16 protein-coding genes are annotated in these 17,933 nt (G+C 71.1%); 6 read left to right on the top strand and 10 right to left on the bottom strand.

The annotated features are described in order from the left end of the window. Window positions 1-42 precede the first annotated feature (42 nt). The 3 genes from IEY73_RS20810 (at window position 43) to IEY73_RS20800 (ending at window position 3,224) form a co-directional block, all read left to right on the top strand. A complete protein-coding gene (locus IEY73_RS20810; protein WP_229716008.1) occupies window positions 43-1,419 on the top strand; it encodes an MFS transporter in 1,377 nt (458 codons plus the stop codon). Next, entirely contained in the window at window positions 1,419-1,856 is a 438-nt protein-coding gene (locus IEY73_RS20805) for a globin (RefSeq protein ID WP_373292829.1), read from the top strand. Before IEY73_RS20810 ends, IEY73_RS20805 begins: the two co-directional genes overlap by 1 nt. A 93-nt stretch (window positions 1,857-1,949) precedes the next feature. Next, window positions 1,950-3,224: a PKD domain containing protein gene (locus IEY73_RS20800; protein ID WP_189080937.1), complete on the top strand. Its 1,275-nt coding sequence runs from the start codon at window positions 1,950-1,952 to the stop codon at window positions 3,222-3,224. 80 nt (window positions 3,225-3,304) lie between these two features. Here IEY73_RS20800 and IEY73_RS20795 read toward each other — a convergent pair whose 3' ends face one another. From IEY73_RS20795 to IEY73_RS20775, 5 genes are all read right to left on the bottom strand, one after another. Continuing rightward, entirely contained in the window at window positions 3,305-3,886 is a 582-nt protein-coding gene (locus tag IEY73_RS20795; RefSeq protein WP_189080936.1) for a type III secretion system chaperone family protein, read from the bottom strand. A gap of 129 nt (window positions 3,887-4,015) precedes the next feature. Then, entirely contained in the window at window positions 4,016-4,675 is a 660-nt protein-coding gene (locus IEY73_RS20790) for a DUF8185 domain-containing protein (protein WP_189080935.1), read from the bottom strand. Next, window positions 4,675-5,094, bottom strand: a complete 420-nt coding sequence (locus IEY73_RS20785) for an acyl-CoA thioesterase (RefSeq protein WP_189080934.1) — start codon at window positions 5,092-5,094, stop codon at window positions 4,675-4,677. Before IEY73_RS20785 ends, IEY73_RS20790 begins: the two co-directional genes overlap by 1 nt. A gap of 8 nt (window positions 5,095-5,102) precedes the next feature. Continuing rightward, a complete protein-coding gene (gene ettA / locus IEY73_RS20780) occupies window positions 5,103-6,779 on the bottom strand; it encodes an energy-dependent translational throttle protein EttA (RefSeq protein WP_189080933.1) in 1,677 nt (558 codons plus the stop codon). Window positions 6,780-6,899: 120 nt separating this feature from the next. After that, window positions 6,900-7,409, bottom strand: coding sequence for a hypothetical protein (locus IEY73_RS20775; RefSeq protein WP_189080932.1), 510 nt, complete (start codon window positions 7,407-7,409; stop codon window positions 6,900-6,902). Between the two features lie 107 nt (window positions 7,410-7,516). On the opposite strand from IEY73_RS20775, the gene IEY73_RS20770 reads away from it, so the two are divergent. Together IEY73_RS20770 and IEY73_RS20765 are read left to right on the top strand one after the other, a co-directional pair. Next, window positions 7,517-8,914, top strand: a complete 1,398-nt coding sequence (locus IEY73_RS20770; protein WP_189080931.1) for an alpha,alpha-trehalose-phosphate synthase (UDP-forming) — start codon at window positions 7,517-7,519, stop codon at window positions 8,912-8,914. A gap of 9 nt (window positions 8,915-8,923) precedes the next feature. Next, window positions 8,924-11,362, top strand: coding sequence for an ATP-binding protein (locus IEY73_RS20765; protein ID WP_189080930.1), 2,439 nt, complete (start codon window positions 8,924-8,926; stop codon window positions 11,360-11,362). On the opposite strand, the gene IEY73_RS20760 is transcribed toward IEY73_RS20765, so the two are convergent. From IEY73_RS20760 to cobC, 4 genes are read right to left on the bottom strand one after another with little or no spacing between them, the layout of a single operon-like run. After that, window positions 11,320-11,694 (bottom strand): VOC family protein, encoded by a 375-nt coding sequence (locus tag IEY73_RS20760; protein ID WP_229716007.1) that lies wholly within the window; start codon window positions 11,692-11,694, stop codon window positions 11,320-11,322. The two genes, IEY73_RS20765 and IEY73_RS20760, sit on opposite strands and share 43 nt — an antisense overlap. Window positions 11,695-11,714: 20 nt before the next feature. Then, window positions 11,715-12,959: a uroporphyrinogen-III C-methyltransferase gene (cobA, locus tag IEY73_RS20755; RefSeq protein ID WP_189080929.1), complete on the bottom strand. Its 1,245-nt coding sequence runs from the start codon at window positions 12,957-12,959 to the stop codon at window positions 11,715-11,717. Continuing rightward, the gene (cobT, locus tag IEY73_RS20750) at window positions 12,956-14,008 is read right to left on the bottom strand and encodes a nicotinate-nucleotide--dimethylbenzimidazole phosphoribosyltransferase (RefSeq protein ID WP_189080928.1); all 1,053 of its coding nucleotides are present in this window, start codon (window positions 14,006-14,008) and stop codon (window positions 12,956-12,958) included. Before cobT ends, cobA begins: the two co-directional genes overlap by 4 nt. 10 nt (window positions 14,009-14,018) lie before the next feature. After that, window positions 14,019-15,077 (bottom strand): Rv2231c family histidinol phosphate aminotransferase CobC, encoded by a 1,059-nt coding sequence (gene cobC, locus IEY73_RS20745; protein WP_229716006.1) that lies wholly within the window; start codon window positions 15,075-15,077, stop codon window positions 14,019-14,021. An 83-nt stretch (window positions 15,078-15,160) separates the two neighbouring features. On the opposite strand from cobC, the gene IEY73_RS20740 reads away from it, so the two are divergent. Beyond that, window positions 15,161-17,305: a transglycosylase domain-containing protein gene (locus IEY73_RS20740; RefSeq protein WP_189080926.1), complete on the top strand. Its 2,145-nt coding sequence runs from the start codon at window positions 15,161-15,163 to the stop codon at window positions 17,303-17,305. Here IEY73_RS20740 and IEY73_RS20735 read toward each other — a convergent pair. Then, window positions 17,274-17,894, bottom strand: coding sequence for a TIGR03086 family metal-binding protein (locus IEY73_RS20735; protein WP_189080925.1), 621 nt, complete (start codon window positions 17,892-17,894; stop codon window positions 17,274-17,276). The two genes, IEY73_RS20740 and IEY73_RS20735, sit on opposite strands and share 32 nt — an antisense overlap. Window positions 17,895-17,933: the final 39 nt, after the last annotated feature.

Here is a 17,933-nt window from a genome sequence, read left to right as displayed (position 1 = left end):
TCGTCCGCGATCCGGTGACGGCCGTGAACGATGGAGGGCCTGGTGTCCGACGAACTCGAGGGAAAGAGCGACCGCAAGGTCACCTTCCGCGAGATCCTCGCCCGGGATGAATACCGCGCCATCTATCTGGCGTTCCTGGTGAGCTGGCTGGGCGACTACCTGGCCCGCGCCGCCATCACCGTGCTGGTCTATCAGCAGACCGACTCGGCCTTCCTGTCCGCGGCCGCCTTCGCGATCACCTATCTGCCCTGGATCATCGGCGGTCCGCTGCTGGCCACGCTGGCCGAGCGCCACTCCTATCGCAGGGTGATGATCCTGTGCGACCTGGCCCGGATGGGCCTGGTGCTGCTGCTGATCATCCCGGGTCAGCATTGGACCCTGGTCCTCACCATCGCGTTCCTGGCCACCCTCGGCACGCCGCCGACCCAGGCCGCGCGGTCGGCGATGCTGCCGCAGGTGCTCGACCGCGAACAGTTGCCGGTGGCGTTGACGCTGAACGCCACGACGTTGCAGGCGGCGCAGGTCGTCGGCTATCTGGCCGGCGCCGCGCTGGCCATCGCCATCGACCCCCGGCTGGCCATCGGCATCGACGCGGTCACCTTCGCGATCTCCGCCCTGCTGATCGTCCTGGGCGTGCGTTCCCGGCCTCCGGCCGAGACCGGGCGGCCTCGTCAGCATCTGCTGCGCGAGGCCGGCGAGGGCTTCCGCATGGTGTTCGGCTCGCACGTGTTGCGCGCCATCGCGTTGATGGTCTACGCCGCTTCGGCATTCGCGATCGTCCCCGAGGGCCTGGCCGCCGCCTGGGCCGCACAGAGCAATCCGGACGAAGCGACCCGCGGTCTCGACCAGGGCATGATCATGGCGGCCAACCCGGTCGGCTTCGTCATCGGCGGCATCCTGCTCAACCGGTTCCTCACCGCCGCGCGTCGCGAACGGCTGACCCGCCCCCTCGCGGTCGCCGCGCCGTTGGTGCTGGTGCCCGCACTCGCCGCGCCGCCACCACCGGTCGTCGCCGGCCTCGTGCTGCTCTCCGGCGCCGCGGTGGGCGGCCTGCTGCCCAACCTGAACGCTCGATTCGTCCTGGCGTTGCCGCACGGCTACCGCGCCCGCGCCTTCGGCGTGATCCAGCAGGGGCTGCAGTTGAGCCAAGGCGGGGCCGTGATGATCACCGGACTGATCGCCGACCGCGCTCCGGTCCCGCTCGTCGTCGGAGTGTGGAGCATCGGCGGCGTGCTGGCGATGCTCGCGATGGTCGGACGCTGGCCCAGCGCACGGGCGTTCCACCACGCGATCGAGGCCGCCGCCCGCGGCGGCGCGCCGCCACCGGCGCCGGGCGAGGCCACGGCGGTGACCGTGCCGGCGAAGGCCCGGTCGGCCCTCGGCACGGCGACGCCCGCGGTCACCTCCGAAAGCGGGTAATCCGCCTTCTCTGGCAGGATGGACAGGTGAGTGCACCTGTTCCCGAAGAGGCCAATTTCTTCGTCGCGGTCGGTGGTGAGCCGACCTTCCGCCAGCTGGTAGACGTCTTCTATGCGGGCGTTGCGGACGACCCGCTGTTGCGCCCGCTGTACCCGGAGGAGGACCTCGGTCCGGCCGCGGAACGGCTCACCCTGTTCCTCATGCAGTACTGGGGCGGTCCCACCACCTATTCGGAGAACCGCGGGCATCCCCGGCTGCGCATGCGTCACGCCCCGTTCCGCGTCGGTCCGGCCGAGCGGGATGCCTGGCTGCGGCACATGCGTACGGCCGTGGATGCGCTGGAGCTGCCCGAGCCGCACCGCTCCACGCTGTGGGACTACCTGGAACGGGCGGCGTACTTCATGGTCAACACGATGGATCCCGCCCATCCGAGTTGATCGTTTCCCGGATCGGGTCGACTCGTTGGAAACCGGAGATACACCTAAGTCCGGTTTACGGCATCCATGACCCCGATCCCAGGAGCCGATCTGATGCGCCGCCGATCATTGGCCGCAATCCTGCTCTCCCTGTCCCTGTCTGCCAGCGCGGCAAGCGTCGCGACACCAGCCGCGGCCACCGACCGCGCCTACCGGGCGGTGGTCTCCGCCAACCCGGTCAACAACACGCCGCATGTGCTCAACGGCACGGTCTGGGCCCTCACCCAGGTGGGCGACACCATCGTCGTGGGCGGCAGCTTCACCAAGGTCACCGACGCCAGCGGGAAGCGGACCTACGCGCGGCGGAACATTTTCGCGTACGGGCTGCGCGACGGCGCCATCCGATCGTTCGCCCCGTCCGTGGACGGTTCGGTGTACGCCCTGGCGACCGGCCGCGGCGGGACCGTCTACATCGGCGGCTCGTTCCGCCGGGTGAACGGCGCGGCGCAGCGCGGGGTGGCTCAGCTACGGCTGTCCGACGGGGCGCGGATGTCCACCTTCCGCGCGTACATCAACTGGGGTGACGTGCGCACCCTGCACGTGCAGGGTGGCCGGATGTACCTCGGCGGCGCCTTCTCCGCGATCCGCGGCGTGCGTCGCGTCGCCCTCGCCCGCCTCGACCCGGCCACCGGCAACGTGATCCGGTCCTTCGACGCCCGGCTGTCCGCGCCGGGCCTGGCCCGCACCCGGGTCGAGCACTTCGACGTCTCCCCCGACGGACGGCGGCTGGTCGCGGTCGGCGCCCTCCTGAAGTCCGGCAGCGCCACGCGGACGCAGATCGTCGTGCTCAACACCGCGCGCGGCACCGCCGCCCTCGCGAGCTGGTACACCACGGCGTTCCAGCCGTCCTGTATGAAGGGCTTCGACACCTACCTGCGTCAGGTCAAGTTCTCCCCGGACGGCAGATACTTCGTGGTGGTCTCCACCGGGCGCATGTCGTCGCCGACACGGCTGTGCGACGCGGCGGCACGATTCGAGACGTACCGCTCGGGCCGTGTGAACCCGACCTGGGTGCAGCGCACCGGCGGCGACTCCCTGTACGCGGTGGCGGTCACCGGGTCCGCGGTCTACCTGGGCGGCCACCAGCGCTACCTGGACAACCCGTACGGCACGGACGCGAAGGGACCGGGGCCGGGCGCGAAGTCGCGGGTCGGCATCGGCGCGGTCAGCGCGACCACCGGACGGGCGCTGTCGTGGAATCCGACGAGGTCCCGTGGCGTCGGGGTGCGCGCCTTCCTGACCACCACGAGCGGCCTGATCGTCGGCTCCGACACGGACAAGCTCGGCAAGGAGTACCACGGCCGGGTGGGAATGTTCCCGATCAGTTGAGTCATGAAATGACGTCGGGCCGCCGTGCGCAACGCGTGCGGCGGCCCGGTGTCATTTGGGCGCAGCCCGGTGTCACTGTGCTAGAGCAGTGCGCCTTCGTCGTGCAGCCAGTCCACGAACGACGTCGCCACCGCGGCGCCGCAGTCGAGCAGCTCCACCAGCAGCGCGTCGTGCGCGCCCGAGTTCAGCGGCACCTGCAGCTCGGCGTAGATGGGCAACTGGCCCCGCTCGGTGGGATCGCCGATGTAGGCCAGGCAGAACCGGCGGGTGTGGTTCCACTCGTTGACCACCCGATAGGCGCGGTCGGCCCAGTCGGGTGGCACCGTCGAATGCGGACGCGCCCGCATCACCAGGATTTCGTCGTCCGGGCCCTCCAGAGTGAACAGCACGGCGTGCCGCTCCCACATCGCCAGCAGACTCCCGCCGCCGTCGGCGAGGAAGCGGATGTCGAGCAGATCGAGCGCCTTGCCGATGCGCTCCAGCGTCACCGGTGATATGTGATCACTGTCGTCCAGGCTGGACACTTCGGCCGGAACGCCGGGGCGCCCCGGTTCGCGCTGCGCCGGGACTCCGACGCGTACGCCACTCTGCAGCGCCACCTCGCCACCGGTGTCCGTCCCGCGCTCACGGGTCGACCCGGGACGCCATGACCACCACGGCATCGTTGATGCACCTCACTCCCCAGCAGGCCCGGCGCCGGACGTAGCAATGGACCCGCGCCGACGCTACCCGGACAGCTCGCACAGGTCATCCCCCCAACGGGAGGGCGCGACCGGACGACCGAGGCAGCATCACCCGTTCGGATGATTGCGCAGGGGACTTACGGCCAAATCTTTGACAATTTGTAGCCACGCAACTCCATATGGTGCGGAAAGGCCCACCCATTGTCCCGTCACGCATACGCGAGCGGCAGCGCCCTCCGCGCCGCCCGACCCGAGGAATCCCATCCGCGAGACGGCCTGCACGAGCCGCTGGGACACCTCCACCGGCGGCCCGTCCTCGCGCGTGACCACGAGCGCGACATGGTCGAGCAGCGCGTCGCGCAACACCCGCTGCCCCACCGCACGCCCGGACAGTCCCCCGTCGCGCACCTGCCGCAGCGTCCCGGCCGCGGCCTCGGCGAGACGGGTGACTTCGGCGCCGGCCACGGTCTCCACCACATGCCCGCCGGCCGGCGGCAGCGGCCAGCGCCACATCTCGTCGCGCGCCGCGGGCAGTTCGTCGCTTCCGTGCGCGAGCGAGCCGAGCAACTCGGCCGCGCGCACCGTGACATCACCCGTGGCGCTGCTCGCGACAGCGCGGGTGACCAACACCTTCCACGGCAGCATAGCCCACAGCACGGTCCGCGTCCCGGAGGAGCGCAACCGCACCACCGCGCCCGGATCCAGCCGGGTGAGCCGCGCGAGGAACGCACCCGCGTCGGCGACCCCCTCCAGGCCGTGGACGGCCATCACATGCTCTCCGTCTCCGCGAGGTAGGGCGAGAGGAAATCCCGTTCCGGCGCCGTCAACCGGCGCGGGTGCGCGTTCGCCAGGTTGTACGGCACACACACCGAACGGGCACGGCTGGCCAGCACCGCGCCGTCGAACATCTCGTAGTCGACGGTGAACGCGGCGGCCCGCAACGACGAGACCCACATCTCGATGCGCACCGGGTCGCCGTAATCCACTGGTCGCAGATAGTCGACCTCGTGCCGCGCGATCACGATGCCCTCCTCGAACGAGGCGAGGCCGGCGGCCCGAGCACCGACGAAGAACATCGCCACCCGGGCCTCCTCGTAGAGCGTGAGGAACCGCGCGTTGTTGACGTGGCCGTACGCGTCCATGTCGGACCAGCGCAGGACCACGTCATGCACGAACCGCTGTGCCACCGGAGGGGTCAGTCCCGGGTGAGCTTGCGATAGGTGACCCGATGTGGACGCGCCGCCTCCGCACCCAGCCGGTCGATCTTGTTCTTCTCGTACGCCTCGAAGTTGCCCTCGAACCAGAACCAGCGGTCCGGGTCCTCGTCGGTGCCCTCCCACGCGAGCATGTGGGTGGCGACCCGGTCCAGGAACATCCGGTCGTGGGAGATCACCACGGCGCAGCCGGGGAACTCCAGCAAGGCGTTCTCCAGACTGGACAGCGTCTCCACGTCGAGGTCGTTGGTCGGCTCGTCGAGCAGGATGACGTTGCCGCCGATCTTCAGAGTGAGCGCCAGGTTCAGCCGGTTGCGCTCGCCGCCGGACAGCACCTTCACCGGCTTCTGCTGGTCGGGGCCCTTGAATCCGAACGCCGCCACGTACGCCCGGGACGGCATCTCGACCTTGCCGACCATCAGGTGATCCAGGCCGTCCGAGACGACCTCCCACACCGTCTCGTCGCCGTTCAGCCCCGAACGGTTCTGGTCCACGTAGGACAGTTGAACGGTCTCGCCGACGCGCACCGCGCCCTCGTCCGGACTCTCCAAGCCCACGATGGTCTTGAACAGCGTGGTCTTGCCGACGCCGTTGGGGCCGATGATGCCGACGATGCCGTTGCGCGGCAGCGAGAACGACAGGTGGTCGATGAGCGTGCGGCCGTCGAAGCCCTTGACCAGCTCGTTGACCTCGATGACGGTGTTACCCAGACGCGGGCCCGGCGGGATCTGGATCTCCTCGAAGTCCAGCTTGCGGGTCTTCTCCGCGGCGGTGGCCATCTCCTCGTACCGCTCCAGCCGGGCCTTGCTCTTGGTCTGCCGGGCCTTGGCGTTGGAGCGCACCCACTCCAGCTCGTCGGAGAGCCGCTTCTTGAGCTTGGCGTCCTTGCGGCCCTCGACGCCCAGACGCGCGGCCTTCTTGTCCAGGTATGTGGAGTAGTTACCTTCGTACGGGTATGCCCGGCCGCGGTCCAGCTCCAGGATCCAGGTGGCCACGTTGTCCAGGAAGTACCGGTCGTGGGTGATCGCGATGACGGTGCCCGCGTACTTGGCGAGGTGCTGCTCCAGCCAGTGCACGCTCTCCGCGTCCAGATGGTTGGTGGGCTCGTCGAGCAGCAGCAGGTCCGGCGCCTCCAGCAGCAGCTTGCACAGCGCCACCCGGCGGCGCTCACCACCGGACAACTGGCTGACGTCGGCGTCCGCCGGCGGGCATCGCAGCGCGTCCATCGCGAGTTCGAGCTGCGAGTCGATGTCCCACGCGTCGGCGTGGTCCAGCTCCTCCTGGAGCTTGCCCATCTCCTCCATCAGCGCGTCGGAGTAGTCGGTGGCCATCTGCTCGGCGATCTTGTTGAACCGCTCCAGCTTGGCCTTGGTCTCCGAGACGGCCTCCTCGATGTTGCCGAGGACCGTCTTGGCGTCGTTCAGCGGCGGTTCCTGGGCGAGCATGCCCACGGTGTAGCCGGGCATCAGCCGCGCCTCACCGTTGCTCACCATGTCCACACCCGCCATGATCTTGAGCAGGCTGGACTTACCGGCCCCGTTCGGGCCGACCACACCGATCTTCGCGCCGGGCAGGAAGTTCAGCGTCACGTTGTCGAGCACGACCTTGTCGCCGTGCGCCTTGCGCGCCTTCTCCAGGACGTAGATGAACTGGGCCACGGTGCGCCCTACCTCCGTGATCGTTGATTATCGTGCCGAACGCCTCATCCTCCCAGGCGTTCCGTGTGCAACCTCGCGCGCCCCGCCCGGATTCCCCGCGGCACGCACCCGCGGCGGCGTTCACACCGCCGGTTGTTCCTCTCGGCGGCCGTCCGCGTGCAGGATGAGCAGCCGCTGCCGGTTGACGGAGAACTGGGTGCCGTCCGCGACGGTCACCGTGTAAGTGTCACCGTTGCGCTGCACCCCGTTGAGGAACAGTGCGGTCTTGTTCTCCACCCACGGGGCATCCTCTCCACCGCGATTGGCGTGATAGTAGTACCGGCCCCGCGAGTCCTCGCAAATCCAGACTGTGGAGCTCTTGGTCACCACCTTGAGCACCTGCACCAGCACTCCCGGCACTCCCGCGCGGGCGGCGGCCTGCTGCGTCTCCGGACGGCACGGCGTCCGGGACTCCCCCGCGTCCACCGGTGCGGTGTCCTGCCCGCCGGACGCGGGGAAACCCCGGGCGGCCTGCTGCGCGTTCAGGATCAACCCCAGCCCGACGCCGAGCACGGTGAGCAAAATGGTGGCGATGACCACAGGTATCAGTAGTGGCCGCCGCGGCGGGGGAAGATCATCCGACAGGTCCACCGGCCCAGGATGTCATCCGGTCTCCATCCCTCGGCAAGCTACGACCGGCTACCCACAGTAGGCTCGGTGGGCGGGAACTTCATACCCCACCCGGAGGTGCACTCAGCGTGGTCGAACGCAGTTCCTTCGTCGTCGTCGCCAATCGCCTGCCCGTCGACGAGGTGATATCCGAGGACGGCGAGCGCCAGTGGCGGCCCAGCCCCGGCGGACTCGTCACCGCCCTGCACCCCGTGCTGGTCGAGCACCGGGGCACCTGGATCGGATGGGCGGGAGGCGACGGCGAAGCGCCGGAACCGTTCGAGCTCGAAGGCATCAATATCCATCCGGTGCCGCTGAGCGCCCAGGAACTGGAGCGGTACTACGAGGGCCAGTCGAACGCCACCATCTGGCCGCTCTATCACGACGCCGTGGAGACGCCGGTTTACAAGCGCCGCTGGCGTGAGGCGTACCGGCTGGTCAACCAGCGGTTCGCGCGGGCGGCTGCGGAGGTCGCCGCCGAGGGGGCGACCGTCTGGGTGCAGGACTACCAGTTGCAACAGGTGCCCGCGATGCTCCGCGAGCTGCGGCCCGACCTGCGCATCGGCTTCTTCCTGCACATCCCGTTCCCGCCCATCGAGCTGTTCATGCAGATGCCGTTCCGCGCCGAGGTGCTGCGCGGCCTGCTCGGTTCCGACCTGGTGGGATTCCAGCAACGCCTGGCCGCGCAGAACTTCGTCCGCCTCGCCCGGCACCTGCTGGGCCTGCGATACGAGGGCCACTCCATCCAGGTGGACGGTCGCAAGGTCAAAGCCGGCGCGTTCCCGATCAGCATCGACACCGCGGACATGGAACGGCTCGCCGCCGACCCGGGTGTGCAGGCCCGGGCCAAGCAGATCCGCGCCGAGCTCGGTGATCCCAAGACGATCATCCTGGGCGTCGACCGGCTGGACTACACCAAGGGCATCGAGCTGCGCCTCAAGGCGTTCCGCGAGCTGCTCGCCGACGGCCGGCTGGAGGTCGGCGACGCGGTGATGGTCCAGGTGGCCACCCCCAGCCGGGAACGGGTCGAGCACTACCAGACCCTGCGCGTACGGGTGGAGCGGGAAGTCGGCCGGATCAACGGCGAATTCTCCCGTGTCGGGGTGCCGGCCGTGCACTACCTGCACCAGTCGATGCCGAAGAACGAACTGGCGGCGCTGTACGTCGCGGCCGACGTGATGATGGTGACCCCGCTGCGCGACGGCATGAACCTGGTCGCCAAGGAATACGTGGCGTGCCGCTCGGATCAGGGTGGCGCGCTGGTGCTCAGCGAGTTCGCCGGAGCGGCGACCGAACTGCGCCAGTCGTTCCTGTGCAACCCGCACGATCCGGAAGGGGTCAAGGAGGCGTTGCTGCGTGCCGTCGCCGCCGAGCCGGCCGAGCTGCGCCGGCGCATGCGGGTGATGCAACGCCACCTGCGTACGCACGACGTCGCGGCCTGGGCTCGCGCGTTCCTGCGCGAGCTGGGAGTCGACGAGGATGAATAAAATCGACGGGTGACCTTCGGGGACGTGGTCCGTGATCACCGCCGTCGGCTCGGCCTGAGTCAGGCCGACCTGGCCGCGGCGACCGGCATCGCCACCCGCAGCATCCGCAACCTGGAGTCCGGCCGGGTGGACCATCCCCGGCAGAGCACGGTGCGCCTGCTCGCCGACGCGTTCGGGCTGACCGGGGCGGACCGGGTCGGCTTCGTCGGGACCGCCGCCGCGCCGTCTCAGCTCCCGCGGCCTCCCGCGGCGTTCGCCGGGCGAGCCGGGACGCTGGACCGGTTGCGCACGCTGCTCACCACCGACGCCGTCGCGGTGATCACCGGAGCCGGCGGGGTCGGCAAGACCACCCTGGCGGTGCGCCTCGCGCACGACATTCAGGAGCGGTTCCCGGACGGTCAGCTCTACGTCGATCTGCACGGGTTCGGGCCGGCGGACGCGGCGCTCGCCCCGGAGGACGTGCTCGCCGACTTCCTCGTGGCGCTGGGCGAGCCGCGCGACGGCGTGCCGGGCGCCACCGCGGGACGGATCGCGCTCTACCGCAGCCGGCTCGCCGGACGCCGGGTCCTGGTGGTGCTCGACAACGCCCGCGACGCCGCGCAGGTCCGCCCGCTGCTGCCGGCCGGCGACGGATGCCGGGCCATCGTCACCAGCCGGGACCGGCTGACCGGTCTGGTCGCCACCGAGGCGGCCACCCCGGTCCCGCTCGACGTGCTCAGCCCCGATGACGCGCGCGAGCTGCTCAGCAGGCGGCTGGGTGCCGGACGGCTGGCGGTCGAGCCGGGTGCGGTGGCGCACATCGTGGAGCGCTGCGACCGGCTGCCACTCGCGTTGGCGGTGGTGGCCGCGCGGGCCCGCGCCGAGCCCGGCACCGCCCTCGCCGACCTGGCCGAGGAGCTTCGCGACCCGCTGGACGCCCTGGACGCCGGCGACGCGGCGGCCAACGTGCGGTCGGTGCTGTTCTGGTCGTACCGCTCGCTGCCGCAGGCCGCCCGGTCCGTCTTCCAGATGATCGGTCTGCACCCGGGTGCCAGCGTCGACGTCTACGCGCTCGCCAACATGGCCGGCATGTCGGCCGCGGAGACCCGGCGAGCGTTGGGCGAACTCGCGCGGCTGCACCTGGTGCAGCCACGGCCGGGACACCGGTTCGGGATGCACGATCTGCTGCGCACCTACGCCGCGGAGACCGCCCGCGAGGCGCTGTCACCGACACAGGTGGACGCCGCCGTCGATCGGCTGCTGGACTTCTATCAGCACACGGTGACCGTCACGTACGGCGATTACTTCATCGGCCGGGTGGAGACCCGCCGCGGGTGCGCGCCACCCCGCGTCCCGGTGCCGGAGTCGACACCGGCCGTCGTGTGGGCGCAGGCGGAGCGCGCCAACCTGGTGGCCACCATCACCTATGCCGCCGGGCACGGCCGTTTCCGGTACGCGCATGTCACCGCCGCCCCGTTCTCGGCCTGGCTGAACACGCGCGGGTTGAGCGCGGACTGTCTCGCGGTCACCGCCGCCGCCGTGCAGGCGGCCCGCGCGGACGGTGACGTGCTCGCGCAGGCGATCGCCATCGGGGATCTGGCCGGCACGCTGATGCGATTCGGCCGGTACGCCGAGACACTGGAACGCGGCGAGGAGTCGTTGCGCCTGCTGCGCGCGGCCGGCGCGACCCGCGACGAGGCTCGCATGCTCGGCAATCTGGCCGAGGTGTACTTCGTGGTCGGTGACGTGCGGCGGGCACGCCAGTCGGCGGAGGAGGCCCTGCGGCTCGCCGACGTGCTGCAGGACTCGTTCATGGAGGCGCTGGCCCGGATGCGCCTGGCGGTGCAGCACCGGGAACGCGGCGATCTGGACGGGGCGCTGACGCACGCCCGCACGGCCCTGGAGGTGTTCACTCCGCACACCGTGGAGCAGGTCCGGGCCGAGCTGTTCATGGTGCGCGGCACCGTGCACCTGCGCCGCGGTGAGCTGGGCCTGGCCCGCAGCGACCTGCTGCGGGCACAGTCCCGGCTGCGGGCGGCCGGACAGCTCGGCGGCACGCTGGGATGGACCCTGATGTACCTCGCCCGGCTGACCCGCTTGGAGGGCGCGCCGCACGCCGCCGCGCCGCACCTGGGCGCGGCCCTGGAGGTGGCGGGCTCGGTGGACGACCCGGAGCTCCGCGCGGCCGTGCTGACCGAACGCGCCTTGCAGCGGCACGAGACGGGCGAAACCGAGGCGGGCATCGCCGACGCGGAGATGGCGCTGGCCATCGCCACTTCGGTGGGGCATCCCCGACAACAGATGCTCGCCCACCGGGCGCTGGGCGAGATGCACGCTTCCGGCCGGCTGCGCGGGGTGCACCTCGCAGCGGCGCGCGAGCTGACGTCGGCGCTGGGCGCCCGGCTGGTCCCGGCTCGCACGCCGGATCAGAGGAACAGGCAGAACGGATGGCCCACCGGGTCGAGATAGACCCGCACATGCGCTTGCGGCTGGAATTCCGCGAGCGTGGCGCCGGCCTTTTCGGCATGCGTCCCGGCGACGTCCAGATCGTCCACCTGGATGTCGAGGTGCACGCTCATCTGCGGCCGGTCCGGTGTGGAGGGCCACACCGGACGGGCGTAGTTCTGCTCGGTCTGGAAGGACAGTCCCGGCCCGCCGTCCGGTGCGCCCAGCTTGACCCAATCCGGCTTGTCCTCCACCACGGTCCAGCCGAGCAGCCGTTGATAGAAGGCAGCCAACTCGTTCGCGTCGGGGGCATCCAGAACGATGCCCTCCACCGTCATCCTCGGTCGTCCGTCCATGCCACTCGGTTACCCACCGGTCACTCATCCATGCCATCGACGGGGGCGGTCACGCGCGGTGCGCCGTTTCCGGCATCGTGGTCCAGTGCCGTCACGACGTCACCGATGACCACCACGGCAGGCGGGCGAATGCCCGCCTGCTCGGCGTCCCGGGCGACCGAGGCGAGCGTGCTGCGCAGCAGGCGCTGACGCTCCGTGGACCCCTCCTGCACCAGCGCCACCGGGGCGTCCGCGGCGCGCCCGTCACCGATCAGCGTCTTGGCGATCCGGGCCAGATTCTTCAGCCCCATCAGCACCACGACGGTGCCGCGCAGCCGGGCCAACGCCGGCCAGTCCACAAGGGAGTCCGGGTGGTCCGGCGGCAGGTGGCCGGAGACCACGGTGAACTCGTGGGCGACGCCGCGGTGCGTCACCGGGATGCCGGCCAGCGCCGGGACGGCGATCGAACTGGTCACGCCGGGCACCACGGTGACCGGCACGCCGGCCTGTGCGCAGGCGAGCGCCTCCTCGCCGCCGCGGCCGAACACGTACGGGTCGCCGCCCTTGAGGCGGACCACGAACTTGCCGGCCCGGGCGCGGTCCACCAGAATGCGGTTGATCTCGTCCTGGGTGGCGGACGGCCCGTACGGGATCTTCGCCGCATCGACGACTTCCGCGTCGTGGCGCAGGTCGCCGAGCAGCACTCCGGGAGCGAGCCGGTCGACCACCACGACATCGGCGGCGGCGAGCATCCGGCGCCCCTTGACGGTGATCAGCTCCGGATCGCCGGGTCCCGATCCGACAAGCGCGACTCCGGCGTATCCGGGCTCGGTGGGCAGGGTCTCCTGCAGAGCCTCGGCGATCAGGTCGCGCACCGCCATCGCGCGCCGGCGTTCACCCCCGTCGGTCACCGCGACGGTCACCGGCCCGTGCCGGGTCACCGCCGGGGTCCAAGCCGTGGCGGCCTCCCGGTCATCCGCGCGTACGCAGAAGATGCGCCTGTCCTGCGCCGCCGCGCTGACGTCGCCCGCCGCGCCCGGATCGTTCACCGCGACCTGCACCAGCCAGCAGTCGTCCAGGTCGGCCGGACGGAACCGGCGTGCCGTCCATTCGATGCGGCCCGCGTCGAGCTGCGCCCGCAGCGCGGGGGTGAGCTCGGGCGAGACGACGTGCACGACGGCACCCGCGGCGAGCAGGGCGGGGACACGACGCGTGGCCACCGCTCCGCCACCGACCACCAGCACCCGACGGCCGTCCAGCCGCAGCGCAAGCGGGTAGAGAGTCACTTCTCGGACACTCCGGCGGCGTCGAAGGTGGCCACGTCGTGCAGCACCCGCACCGCGGCGGCCACGATGGGCTGGGCGAGCACCGCTCCGCTGCCCTCGCCCAGCCGCATGCCCAAGTCGATGAGCGGGGTGAGACCGAGGTGCGCGAGGGCGACGGTGGCGCCGGGCTCGGCCGACCGGTGGCCGGCCACCATGGCGTCCACCGCGTCGGGGGCCAGGGCCGCCGCGACAAGCGCGGCGGACGCCGCGATCACGCCGTCGACCACGACCGGCAGCCGGTGCGCCGCCGCGCCCAGGATGAACCCGGCCAGCGCGGCGTGTTCCAGGCCGCCCACCGCCGCCAGGGTGGCCAGCGGTTGCGCCGGATCCGGCGCGTGCCGCCGCAGCGCCGCGGCCACCACCGACACCTTGTGGGCGAGGGTGTCGTCATCGACGCCGGTGCCGCGCCCGGTCACCTCCGCCGGGTCGGCGCCGGTGAACGCCGCGATCAGCGCCGCGGCGGGTGTGGTGTTCGCGATGCCCATGTCGCCGGTGAGCAGGCACCGCACCCCGGCCGCGGCCTGTGCTTCGGCCACGCCGATGCCGACCTCGATCGCCGCGCGCGCCTCAGCGACGGTCATGGCGGCTTCCTCGGTCATGTCCGCGGTGCCGCGCCGGACGTTGGCGGCGAGCAGGTTCGCGCCCTCGACGGTGGGTGCGGCCACGCCGACGTCGACCACGAGCACGCCGGCGCCGGCCTGGCGGGCGAACGCGTTGACCACCGCGCCACCGGCCAGGAAGTTGGCCACCATCTGGCCGGTGACCTCCTGCGGCCAGGGCGTGACGCCCTGCGCGTGCACGCCGTGGTCGCCGGCGAACACCGCCACGGTGGCCGGTTCCGGCATCGGGGGCGGGCACACGCCGGCCAGACCGGCCAGGCGGATCGACAGCTCTTCCAGATCGCCGAGTGACCCGGCCGGTTTCGTCAGGCGGGTCTGCAGGTCCCGGGCCGCGGCGGCGGCACCGGCGTCGGCCGGTCGGATAGCCGCGAGGGTCGATTCCAGGGTCACGGTCGCCTCTTCATCTTCTCGGTTCCACAACGTCGGCAAGGACGTTCAGGAAGGCGTTGGTGGTCGCGGTCTCGCGCACCGCGATGCGCAGCCATTCCGGGCCCAGGCCGGGAAAGGTGTCGCCGCGGCGCACGGCGTAGCCGCGTTCCCGCAACCGTAGGCGGATCTTGTCGGCGGACGCCAGACGCACGGCGACGAAGGCGCTCTGCGGATCGCCGGCCACGGTCACCCCGGGAACCGCCCGCAGCCCGCGGACCAGGTGCGCCCGGTCCGCGGCCAGGGCGCGCGCGATCTCCCGTTCGGCACCCACCGCGCGGGGTGACGCGCATGCCACGGCGGCGGCCAGCGCCGGCGAGGAAACCGGCCAGAGCGGTTGCGTCGCGGCGAGCCGCCGCACCACGTCCGGTGCCGCGAGGACATATCCGATGCGCAACCCGGCCAGACCCCAGGTCTTGGTCAGGCTGCGCACCACCACCAGGCCCGGCAGGTCGGACCGGGCCGCCAGGGACTCCGGCTCGCCCGGCTCGCCGTCGCGGTGCGTGGTGTCGCTGAACGCCTCGTCGACCACGAGCATCCGGCCCGGGGCGGCCAGCCGGGCCACCTCGCCGGCCGGATGCAGCGCCGAGGTCGGGTTCGTCGGGTTGCCCAGCATCACCAGGTCGGCGTCGCCGGGCACGAGCGTGGGGTCGAGGCGGAACCCGCGCGCGGCCGGGAGCACCACGCGGTGCGGCCGATGGCCGGCGTGCCGCAGCGCCGCCTCCGGCTCGGTGAACTGCGGATGCACCACCACCGGGTGGCGTGCGCCGCGCATGGCCTGCGCGATCAGCACGAAAGCCTGCGCCGCTCCCGCGGTGAGCAGCACCTCGGCGGGATCCCGGCGGTGCCGCGCGGCGATCGCCGCGGTGGCCTCGCCCGCGTCCGGGTACGCCGCGAGCGTGTCCAGCGACGCCCGGACCGGGTCGGCGAGCCAGTCCGGCATCGGCGCCCGCCGCACATTGACCGCCAGATCGACAAGGCCCCTCGTCAGCTCGGCATCGCCGTGGTGGGCGAGGTCGTGGTCGGTCGTCACGCCTCCAGCATGCCGGACCGCTTTCCCGCTCCCACTTCGGCCGTTCCGTCCGTATGTGAGAGTTTTTGTCATACCTTCAAGGCGTGAAGAAGATCCCCCTCGCCGCCGCCGGCCGCGTCGCCCCACTCATCCGCGCCGGCCTGATCGTGGGCGTGGTCGTCGCCGGTTTGGCGTACCCGCTCGCGGCGCTCGCCGGCATCGGGGTCAAGGCGGGCTCGGACGCCTGGCAGAACATGCCCGAGGAACTCACCGTGGTGCCATCGGCGCAGACCACGTACGTGTACGCGAGCGACGGGCGCACCCTGCTCACGATGTTCTACGAGGAGCACCGCAAGCCCACCAAGATCGAAGACATGTCGCCATACCTCACTCAGGCGATCGTGGCCAGCGAAGACACCCGCTTCTACGAGCACAACGGGGTGGACGCCAAGGGGGTGGCGCGCGCCTTCGTGGCCAACCACCAGGCGGGCGGGGTCTCCCAGGGGGCCTCGACGCTGACCATGCAGTACGTGCGGATGGCCCTGCGAGACGGCGCCAAGACACCGCGGCAGGCGCTGGCCGCCACCGAACAGACCGCCGCCCGCAAGATCCGGGAGATGCGCCTGGCGGTGGAACTGGAGAAGCGGCTCTCCAAGCAGGAGATCCTGGAGCGCTACCTGAACTCGGCGTACTTCGGGCACCGGGCGTACGGGGTGTTCGCCGCGTCCCAGGTCTTCTTCTCCAAGACGCCGGACAAGCTCACCCTCACCGAGGCCGCCCTGCTCGCCGGGCTGGTCAAGGCCCCCACCGCGTACGATCCGGCGCGCGGCAACCTGGAGGCGGCAACCGGCCGGCGCAACTACGTGATCGACCAGATGGCCAAGATGGGCACCATCACGAGCGCACAGACGTCCACCGCCAAGCATGCCAAGATCGCGCTGAAGCTGTCCTCGCCGCCCAACGACTGCGTGTCCGTGCCCGCCGCGCACAACGACTGGGGTTTCTTCTGCGACTACTTCCGCACCTGGTGGCTGCAGCAGCCGGCGTTCGGCGCCACGCCCAGCGAACGCGAGGAGAGCCTGCGCCGGGGCGGATACCGGGTGGTCACCACCATCGACCCCAAGATCCAGTCATTCGCCATGGAACACGTGCTGGACAAGGAGAAGAAGCGCAGCAAGTACGCCCACGGCGAGGTGGTGATCCAGCCCGGCACCGGATGGATCCGGGCAATGGCGGTGAACCGCAGCTACTCCCTGGACCAGTCGGACAACGGCAAGCACAGCGATCCCGCACTGCGCAAGACGCAGAAGGGCAATTACCCGAACACCGTGAACCCGCTGCTCGGTGGCGGTGACATGGCCGGTTATCAGGCCGGGTCCACGTTCAAGATCTTCACCATGCTGGCCGCCCTGGACCGCGGCATGCCGCTGTCCACCGCCTTCAACTCACCCGAGCGGTACACGTCCAAATACATCACCGCGCCGGGACCGGCGACCTGCGGCAATTACTGGTGCCCGAAGAACGCGAGCAAGTCGATGACCGGGCGGCAGACCATGTGGAGTGGATTCGGCAAATCGGTCAACACGTACTTCGTCCAGTTGGAGCAGAAGGTCGGCGCGGAGCGGGCGGTACGCATGGCCGAACGGCTCGGCCTGCGGTGGCGCACCGACGTGGACCGCACCCTGGCGCAGCCGGGCAACGCCGAGCAGTGGGGCGCCTTCACCCTCGGCGTCAGCGACGCCACCCCGGTCGAGATGGCGAACGTTTTCGCCACCGTGGCCGCAGACGGCAAGCACTGCGAACCGATCCCGGTCCGCTCGATCGCCCAGCCGGACGGCAAGCCGGTCACCTATCAGGGCACCCGCGTCGCGGCACCGCGGTGCAAGCAGGCGCTGCGTCCCGCGGTGGCGCGGGCGGCGACCGACGCCGCCCGGTGCGTGACCGGATATGGAGCCGCGAAGGGCGGCTGCGGCGGCTGGTCGACCTCGCCGATGGTGCACGCCATCATGCGGCGACCGGTGGCCGGCAAGAGCGGCACCACCGACGGGAACCGGACCGCCTGGTTCGTCGGCTTCACCCCGCAGCTCGCGGCGGCGGCGTTCGTAGCCGACCCGGACAACCCGAAGGATTACGTCGGGACCAGCCGCGGCACGATCTCCAAATACACCGTGGCGCAGACCCTGCGCGATGCGCTGAAGGGGCAGCCGAAGAAGACCTTCAGCTCGCCGCCGAGCTGGATCGTGCGCTGACGCCGGGATGGCCGGGATGCCATCGCGGGTCCCGGCCAGCCAGGCCGAGCACCTGGTCCAGCAGCGGCGCGTCCTCGCTCACCGCGACGCGCGGGCCGAACAGGCCGGGCGCGTCCGTCAGCGCCGCCTGCGAGAGGAACTCGGCAAGCGCCTCCAGCACCCGCGGATCGGCGATGAACTCCTGTCCGGTGGCCCGGGCCAGATCCCAGCTATGCATGATGACCTCGGTCATGGCGACCCGGCCCATCTCGGCCGCGGGCAAGGTGACGCCGCCGGCGGCGGCGGTGCCGGTCCACGCGTCCGGGTCGCGCCAGGCCACGGCCAGCTCCTCCAACAGGACCGGCAACCGGCTGCGCCAGTGCCGCGGCAGGCTCGCCGCGGACGGCTGCTCCGGCGGGCGCGCCTCGCCCAGCTTGCGCGCCGCCTGGGTGAACTCCAGGGACAGGCGGACGATGTGGTCGAGCAGGTCGCCGACCGACCACTGGGCGCAGGGTGTGGGACCGGTCAGGGCATCGTCCGTGATGCCCAGCAACAACGAGCGCAATCCGTGAACGGCAGGATCGAAGTCAAGGGGAACACGGTCAGCCACGGCTGCTCCTCACCTCGGCCGGTCTCCGCAGACCTGCCA

It is taken from the genome of Mangrovihabitans endophyticus (assembly GCF_014646155.1).
Classification (GTDB): Bacteria; Actinomycetota; Actinomycetes; order Mycobacteriales; family Micromonosporaceae; genus Actinoplanes; species Actinoplanes endophyticus.
Note: the sequence above shows the minus strand (reverse complement) of the source record. Positions and strands in the feature narration are given on the sequence as shown.

Coding starts and splice junctions, on each gene's coding strand:
- IEY73_RS20795 (WP_189080936.1), bottom strand. CDS start 3,886: ATGCCGTGGTGGTCATGGCGTCCCGGGTCGACCCGTGAGCGCGGGACG.
- IEY73_RS20760 (WP_229716007.1), bottom strand. CDS start 11,694: ATGGACGGACGACCGAGGATGACGGTGGAGGGCATCGTTCTGGATGCC.
- IEY73_RS20800 (WP_189080937.1), top strand. CDS start 1,950: ATGCGCCGCCGATCATTGGCCGCAATCCTGCTCTCCCTGTCCCTGTCT.
- IEY73_RS20790 (WP_189080935.1), bottom strand. CDS start 4,675: ATGGCCGTCCACGGCCTGGAGGGGGTCGCCGACGCGGGTGCGTTCCTC.